The 8,009-nt window shown below is 62.4% G+C and carries 6 protein-coding genes and 2 pseudogenes; 5 read left to right on the top strand and 3 right to left on the bottom strand.

Annotation, left to right across the window (positions count from 1 at the left end; genetic code table 11):
• Positions 1 to 373: 373 nt before the first annotated feature.
• The 4 genes and pseudogenes from AC4DF4_RS17115 to AC4DF4_RS17100 all read left to right on the top strand — a co-directional run.
• A complete protein-coding gene (locus AC4DF4_RS17115; RefSeq protein ID WP_490049323.1) occupies positions 374 to 538 on the top strand; it encodes a hypothetical protein in 165 nt (54 codons plus the stop codon).
• Positions 539 to 550: 12 nt separating this feature from the next.
• Entirely contained in the window at positions 551 to 829 is a 279-nt protein-coding gene (locus AC4DF4_RS17110; protein ID WP_490049322.1) for a hypothetical protein, read from the top strand.
• Positions 830 to 1,095: 266 nt separating this feature from the next.
• A complete protein-coding gene (locus AC4DF4_RS17105) occupies positions 1,096 to 2,100 on the top strand; it encodes a chitobiase/beta-hexosaminidase C-terminal domain-containing protein (protein WP_490049321.1) in 1,005 nt (334 codons plus the stop codon).
• A gap of 5 nt (positions 2,101 to 2,105) precedes the next feature.
• A pseudogene (locus AC4DF4_RS17100) lies at positions 2,106 to 3,176 on the top strand (FG-GAP repeat domain-containing protein); the annotation flags it as partial.
• Here AC4DF4_RS17100 and AC4DF4_RS17095 read toward each other — a convergent pair.
• A pseudogene (locus AC4DF4_RS17095) lies at positions 3,147 to 3,239 on the bottom strand (hypothetical protein); the annotation flags it as partial. The pseudogenes AC4DF4_RS17100 and AC4DF4_RS17095 overlap by 30 nt on opposite strands.
• On the opposite strand from AC4DF4_RS17095, the gene AC4DF4_RS17090 reads away from it, so the two are divergent.
• The gene (locus tag AC4DF4_RS17090) at positions 3,222 to 5,951 is read left to right on the top strand and encodes an ASPIC/UnbV domain-containing protein (RefSeq protein ID WP_490049324.1); all 2,730 of its coding nucleotides are present in this window, start codon (positions 3,222 to 3,224) and stop codon (positions 5,949 to 5,951) included. The pseudogene AC4DF4_RS17095 and the gene AC4DF4_RS17090 sit on opposite strands and share 18 nt — an antisense overlap.
• 62 nt (positions 5,952 to 6,013) lie before the next feature.
• Here AC4DF4_RS17090 and AC4DF4_RS17085 read toward each other — a convergent pair whose 3' ends face one another.
• Both AC4DF4_RS17085 and AC4DF4_RS17080 read right to left on the bottom strand, forming a co-directional pair.
• A complete protein-coding gene (locus AC4DF4_RS17085) occupies positions 6,014 to 7,345 on the bottom strand; it encodes a Gfo/Idh/MocA family protein (RefSeq protein ID WP_490049320.1) in 1,332 nt (443 codons plus the stop codon).
• Positions 7,346 to 7,417: 72 nt separating this feature from the next.
• Positions 7,418 to 8,009, bottom strand: a 592-nt coding sequence (locus AC4DF4_RS17080; protein ID WP_490049319.1) for a c-type cytochrome, incomplete at its 5' end; no start/stop codon positions are given.

Here is an 8,009-nt window from a genome sequence, read left to right as displayed (position 1 = left end):
ACCAAAACTGGCAGACCTTGGACACTGGCGTGGTATGGTGGATTCGAATCCGAAAGCGCGGCATCCGATTTCGAGCGCTATCTTAAGACCGCATCAGGAAAGGCCTTTGCGCGTAAGAGGCTTTTGCGCACCTGATCCCAGCAAACCGTCCGCTACTACGGCACCTACTCCAACAAATCCCGAGGCCAAACTCCGCTCATCCCCGACCGCATCATCCGTCCTCCGGAATCTTCCCCCAATCTCAAATCTCCAATTTTAAATATCCAATCCACTATCCTCCTCGTCCCGGCACCACCGAAACAATCCGCCCGCGACATGCGCCCCCTCTGGCGCGACCTCATCTTGCAAACATGGTCTGCCCTCCGTAGCCTTCTTGACCTCCATAGCCTCGGCGACGGAGGTGGCGAAGGATGGGGGCGGCGATCCGCTCGAATGCCCCTGCTGCAAAGGCACCATGAAACCGGTTCGCAAAGTCATCCGCCGCGAGGAAATCGAGTTCTTCCTCCGCCTCCACGGCCTTTGGGCATGCCATTCGTAGCTTTAGCGAAGAATGGAGGGAATCGTCACGCTACCGCGCCCGCCACCGCCACCTTTTGACATCGAGACCATGGAGCCGATCGAACCACATTGGCAGGCGACCAAGGAATGGATCCCCGACGACGAACCCGACCTCGACTGGTTCAACCGTCCTCGGAATCCATCTAATCCCGATCCAGATGGCTACGACCAACGTGTGCTTCGAAGCCTTGGCGAAGAAGTAAGCCAAACATGGAAAGCACCCGAAATCCATTTGGACGACGGCCGAACGCTGGTTCTCGAATCCACCTGACCCGCCCGTCGGGTCAAAAAACACCGCTGCCAAAAGAAATCTTGATAAAGCGGTCGGGAAAGCTAGGCTCGCGGCAATTGAATATGAATGCCAAAACACGTAACGGCATCTGCCACACACCTGTTTCGTCGCGTTTTTCTTCTCTGCTCACTGCTCACTCGGCACTTTTCACTTCTTTCGCCCCCTTTTCCCCCGCAACCCCCATTTCCCCGCCTCCGGTCCGGCCCATTGGCTCTTTCAGGGACTTCCCGCAGAAAGCAAACTCCTTGCAGCCGGTCGCGATGCCGGTGATGTCCGTGCCCGCCGGCACCTACACGGCCACGCAGAATGTCACCATCAGCTCAACCACCGCAGGTGCGAGCATCCGCTACACCACTGACGGCAGCACGCCGACGAGCGCGGTCGGCACGGTTTACACCGCTCCGGTTTCGGTTGGCGTTTCGCAAACCTTGAAGGCCATCGCCTATCAGTCGGGGATGACAGACAGTCCGGTGGCCAGCGCCGCCTACACCATCAACCTGCCGACCTACGCCGTCAGCTACGACGCCAACGGCAGCGACAGCGGCACCGCGCCCGCCACCCAGAGCAAGACCCAAGGCATCGCCCTGACCTTGGCCGGCAACAGCGGCGCGCTGGCGAAAACCGGCTACACCTTCTCCGGCTGGAACACCGCCGCTTACGGCAACGGCAGCGACTACGCGGTGAGCGCCAGCTACACCACCGACGCCGCGCTCACGCTTTTCGCGAAATGGATCCCGTTGCCGACGGATCTCGCCACCGGCCTCGCTGCCGACGGCTCGCAGGACTTGCTCACTCCCGCAGGTGACGGCGTGAAGAACCTGCTGAAATTCGCCTTCAACATGATCGGTTCCGGGGCAGGGCAGGGGGCCACGCTGGCCACGCCCAACTCCGCCGTGCTCGCGCCTGACGGTTTTGCGGGCCTGCCCTCCGCCGCAGTGAACGGTTCCGGCAAGCTCGGCTCTCACCTTCATCCGCCGGAAGTCTGCCGCCATTCCCGCTCCCGGCATCAGCTATGCCGTCGAGTTCAGCGACGCGCTGGCAAGCTGGGGTGTGAACGGTTCCGCCACCGAGAGCGCCGTCTCCATCGACGCCACCTTCGAGCGCGTCACCTTCGAGCGCGTCACCTTCGAGCGCGTCACCTTCGAGCGCGTCACCTTCGAGCGCGTCACCGTGACCGTCTCTGCAAACCCGGTCAGCCGCTTCGGCCGGGTGAAAGTCACCGCGCCGTGAAGCCATTCCATGTTCCATAACTTCCATGTTCCATAACATCACTTGTTCGTTCACTGAGTTTTCCAAACCTAAACCCGTCAGTTCTGTGAGGATGTCCGAAGCTGCCCGTTTATCCGTTAACTGCCTGCCATTCGTCCGCTTGCAAAGTGTGGCCACCGTGATGCTGCTCAGCATCCCCGCCGCGCACGGGGAAATGCATTTCACCAATGTCACCGCCGCCGCGAACATCCTGCACACCCACTCGCACGCCTCCGGCACGACCTTTGAAAATCCTGAATTCGGTCGAATGACGGGCGGCGCGGTCGCCGAGGACTTCGATGGCGACGGTTGGACGGACCTCTACGTCCTGCAGGGCGGGGAGTTTCCGAACCTGCTCTACATGAACCAGGGCGACGGGACTTTTGCTAACCAGGCGGCAACCCGCGGCGCGGCCTTGACCGGGAATCATGTCGGAGCCTGCGCGGCGGATTACGACAATGACGGCGACATCGACATTTTCATCTCCTCCGCCACCGCGCCCCACCTTTTGTTAGTCAATGACGGCGGCGGGTACTTCACCGTGGATCCCCAGGTGTTCACCACCCCGGCCACCTTCGCCACCAGTCCGAGCTGGGGCGACATCGATAACGACGGCAAGTTGGACCTCGCGCTCGGCGCATGGAAAAATGGCGGTCTGGGGGATTTGAAAATCCTCCGCAATACCGGTGCGGGGCAATTGCAACTGCATCAGTCGCTGCCGAAGAACTGGACTTACACCCCTCGTTTCGCGGATCTGGATGGGGACCGCTTCCAGGACATGATGGCCATCGCCGACTTCGGTCAAACGAGTTGGTATCACAACCCGGGCAATGGATTGCTTTTACCCGCTGGCACCAGCAACGTGTCCAACGGCATGGGCGGCGCGATCGGCGACATCGACAACGATGGCGATCTCGATGTCTTCATCACATCGATTGATTTCGGTTTTTTCGGCGGCAACCGGCTGCATCTCAACAACGGCTCCGGTGGATTCTCGGAAATCTCGACGGCGGCGGGAGTGCGCCATGGCCATTGGGGCTGGGGAGCGGCGTTCGCGGACTTCGACAACGACGGCGATCTCGACCTCTATCAAGTCAACGGCACCCCGTCCGAGGATTCCTCGATGATATTGTTGTTCAATAATAAGCCCGCCCAGCTTTTCGAGAACCTCGGCGGCAACACTTTCCAGGAAATCGCCGCCGCTTCCGGCGATGCCGGCTACCGGGGACAAGGCCGCTGCGTGGTGGTGTTCGATTACGACAACGACGGCGACCAGGACATGTTTGTCACCAACAACTCGGTGACTGACCTGAGCGGCCCCACGCCCGTGCATCACCCCGGCCCGCCCATCCTGTTTCGCAACGACACAGTGAACGCGAACCACTGGCTCTCCATCCGCCTAGCAGGGACGGCGGCACCGCATCACCGCCATGGCATCGGCTCGCGTGTTTACACCACCGTCGGCACCGTGACGCAGATGCGGGAGCTGAATGCTTCGAGTGGTTACCTCGGCCACGGGCCGGAACGGATCGCCCGCTTCGGACTCGGCACCGCCACTGAGGCCGACGTCGTCCGCGCGGTCTGGACCAACGGCGACGAAACCGAAATCCGCAACGTGACCCCGGACCGGGAACTCACACTTTCCAGCCCGCAGGCAAGCCTCTCGCAAAGAACCGTCGATCCCGGCGAATCGTTCACTGCGGAAATCGCCGCCGCAAGCCTGCCGCCGGGCGCGACGGCGGAGTGGTCCGTCAACGGCCAGACTTACGGAAATCCCGCCACCATCACCCTCTACGCTGCTGGAACCTATCAGGTGCGCGTGACCCTTTCCGACGGCACCGCCCTCCTCCGCACCGAGACGCTGATCGTCACCGTGCGCGCCCCCGACCTGGGAGGAAAGAACGTGGCGCGCCTCTGGAACGAGGAGAACCTCGCCGCCATCCGCGTGGATACCCCCAAGCCCACCGTGCATGCCCGCAATTTGTTCCATACCTCAGTCGGCATGTGGGATGCATGGGCCGCTTACGATTCCCAAGCGCTCGGCGTGCTCCACCATGAAAAGGCCAGCGCCGCCGACATCGAGGCCGCGCGCAACGAGGCGATCAGTTACGCCGCCTTCCGCATCCTCAGCGCCCGCTACGCCGGGTCGGTGAATGCCAGCACCACCCTCGCTTTCCTCAATCTTCGCCTCGCGGGCCTCGGCTACGATCCCGCCATCACCACTGTCATCGGCAACAGCCCCGCGGCGCTTGGCAACCGCGTCGCCCAGACCGTCCTTGGCTACGCCTCCAACGACGGAGCGAGCAACCCCGCCAGCTTCATGGGCGGAAGCTACGCGCCCGTGAACAGCCCGCTGCCCGTGGATGAATCCGGCACCGTGATGAATTTCCCCAATCTCTGGCAGCCGCTGCTTTTCAAAATGGCAACCACCCAGAACGGCCAAACGGCGGACCTCATCCAGTCCTTCATCGGCTCAAACTGGGGCGCGGTGCGGCCGTTCGCCCTCGCCTCGCTGGCGGGCGGCCATCTCCATCTCGATCCCGGACCACCGCCCGCACTCGGCGGGGACACCGACCAGCTTTTCAAACAGGGTGCCGTGGACGTGATCGCCGCCAGCAGCCAGATGGACCCGGCGGACGGCGAACTCATCGACATCTCGCCCGCCGCTCGCGGCAACAGCACGCTCGGCACCAACAACGGCAGCGGCCGCCCGCTCAACCCCGCCACCGGCCAGCCCTACCCGCCGAACCTCGTCAAACGCGCGGATTTCGCCCGCGTGCTCGCCGAGTATTGGGCGGATGGCCCGTCATCCGAAACGCCCCCCGGCCACTGGAATTCGCTGGCCAACAAAGTCTCCGACTCCCCCGGATTCCTGCGGAAAATCGGCGGCGGCGGCCCCACCCTCGACCCGCTGGAGTGGGATGTGAAACTCTACCTCGCCCTCAACGGCGCGGTGCACGACGCCGCCATTTGCGCCTGGGGCTGCAAGCGGGTTTACAACTCCTCCCGCCCGATCAGCGCCATCCGCCACATGGGCGGGCGCGGCCAATCGTCCGACCCCGGCGGCCCTTCCTATGACTCGCAGGGACTCCCGCTCGTGGCCGGCTTGGTCGAGCTCATCACCGCCAGTTCCACCGCTCCCGGCGAGCGCCACGCCCACCTCGCCGACCATCCGGGGGAAATCGCCATCCGGGCGTGGACCGCGAAAATCCTGCCCGCCGGCGTGCATTGGATTCGCGCCGTGGACTGGCTGCCCTATCAGAAAGACACCTTCGTCACCCCGGCCTTTCCGGGCTTTGTCTCCGGCCACAGCACCTTCAGCCGCGCCGCCGCCGAGGTCATGGTGAGATTCACCGGCAGCGAGTATTTCCCCGGCGGCCTCTCCACCTTCACCGCCTCCCGGAATGTTTTTCTCAAGACCGACACTGGCCCGAGCGACGACATCGTCCTGCAGTGGGCGACCTACTACGACGCCGCCGACCAAGCCGGCCTCTCGCGGATCTACGGCGGCATCCACGTGCCCGCCGACGACGGGCCGGGACGCGTCATCGGCTCGCAGTGCGGCATCCTGTCATGGAACCTCGCCCTGAAATACTACGACGGCAGCATCGCCAGCGAACCCTTCTCGGCCCGCTTGCAGAACGACAGTTCCGGCGGCTTCCAGCTCGACTGGAATGCCACCCGCGGCGCGTTCTACCAAGTCCAGACCTCGGACGACCTGACGAGCGGGTTCACCGATCACGGGGAAGTGATCTGGGCAGGCGAATCGAGGGAAGCCATCCTCCTCCCCGCCCCACAGCCCGGTGTGACGCAGAAATTTTTCCGGGTCCGCCGCGTGGTGGGTGAGCCTTGACTGCCCCTGCGCCTAAACCTCCCCGTAGCGCGTGAGGATTTGCAAAATAAGGAGGAGGGACCTTATTGTCCCTTCTTCCGCTGACGGGACGATGAAAACAACCCCCATTTCCCCGCCCTCCAGTCTATGCCGCCTACTTCGCTGAAGCTACGAAGGCCAAGAAGGCTTCCTCCTTCGCTAAAGCTTCCACCGTCGCCGGAGGCTATGGCGGACAAGACGGCGGACAAGACGACAGGCAGGCCGGGCCGACGCATTGGCTCTTTCAGGGGCCTCCCGCAGAAAGCAAACTCCTTGCAGTCCTGGGTATGGCTCGGCGGCTTGGTGTCGAAATCGGCCGGGACATTGCGCAGCATTTCGCGGTCGGATGCCTCGAGGACGCCGCGGTTCGCAAACATCCAGCCGTTTTCACCGGTGACCTTGACGCCGTGTCCGAAATGAGCGCCGTGGGTGAAATCGGTGCCGACCTCGATGACCCTGCCGTCCGCGAAAGTGCCCTTGTAGGAGTATTTCTGATAGACGTTGAAGAACTTGTGATCGCCGAGTGTGCTGCTGCCTTCCACCTTGACCGGGCCGGTGCGGTCGAAGCCCATCGCCCACAGCGCGTTGTCCACATGGTGGCCCACCCAGTCCATCAGATTGCCACCGCCGAAGCTGGTGTGCCAGCGCCAGTTCCAGGTGTGGATCATCGGATGATAAGGGAAATCCTTGACCGGTCCGCAATAGCCGGCCCAGTCGAGATGGGAAGGTGGCTTGTCGATCATTTCAGGCCATTTGTCTTCCTGCGCGTTTGGAGAGATCTGCGCGCCGCCCGGCGTGCCGCATTCGATGCGGGTGATTTTTCCGAAGGTGTTGTTCTGGATCAGCGCGCGGAAACGGCGGAACTCACCCATGGAACGCTGCATCGAGCCGGTCTGCCAGACGACCTTGTTTTTCGTGATCGCGTCATTGAGCAAACGGCCCTCGCGCAGACCCCAGGTGAAAGGTTTCTCGCCGTAAACGTGCTTGCCCGCATTCGCCGCCGCGATGCCGACGGTGGCGTGCATGTGGTCGGGCGTGCCGATGAGCACGGCATCCAGCCCCGGATGTTGCATCAAGTCGCCGTAATGCGGGTAGGATTTGCAATCCTGATTCTTGTAGAAGTTGTCCACATGGGCCTTTGCCCGGTCCTTTTGGCCGGCATCCACATCGCAGACGGCGACCACGCGGACGCCCTGTATATTGAGGAAATTGTTCATCACACCGCAGCCCTGGTTGCCACAACCGACGACGCCGATGGTGATTTCGTCTTTGGGTGACGCTTGCTGGGCGCGCAACCAGGTCATTGGAGCAAGACCCAGGGCTGAAATCGAAGCGGCAAGGAACTTGCGGCCTGGCAGGGTGTATTCATACGACATAGGTGAAGATCAAGACAGCTTTCCTTGAAAACCGTCAATACGCATAAAGATGTGTAGTGGGCTCGTGCGGAGCTATTCCGCGTCGTTCAACGAGGAGAGAAATTCCACCAAGTCCCGCATCTCGCGGGTGGTCAGGAGGGCCTTCATCGGTGGCATCACGCCGATGGGTTTGCCGGCGGTCTTGACGGTGGCTTTGGGATGGGTGGTGAGTTTTCCGTCGGGGCTTTTGATCACGATGGCTTCGTTCGATTCGGACATTTGGGTGCCGGTGACGGTGGTGCCGTCGTTGAGTTCGAGGATTTGGATGCCGTAGCCGGGCGCGACTTTGGCCTGGGGATCGAGCATGGATTCGAGAAGCTCGGCGCGGGTCAGGCGGGTGGCGACGCCTGCGAGTGAGGGGCCGATTTGTTGGCCTGCGTTTTCGAGCGCGTGGCATTTGGAACACATCGCGGCAGTGTGGCCGAGGAAGAGCGATTTGCCGCGTTCCGCATCGCCGCCTTCGAGGGCGACGGACGACTCGGCACTGGCTGATGCGTCGTGTTCGGCGAGCAAACTGGCGATTTTCGCGTCCTTCGCGGCGGCGGTTCGTGCGGCCTCGATGACGTCGAGCTGGATCGTTGCTGCCAATTTTCCCGCGCGGAGATTTTCCATCATCGGACGCAGA

Source organism: Luteolibacter sp. (genome assembly GCF_058122085.1).
This window is presented reverse-complemented; position numbering and strand designations above follow the sequence as displayed.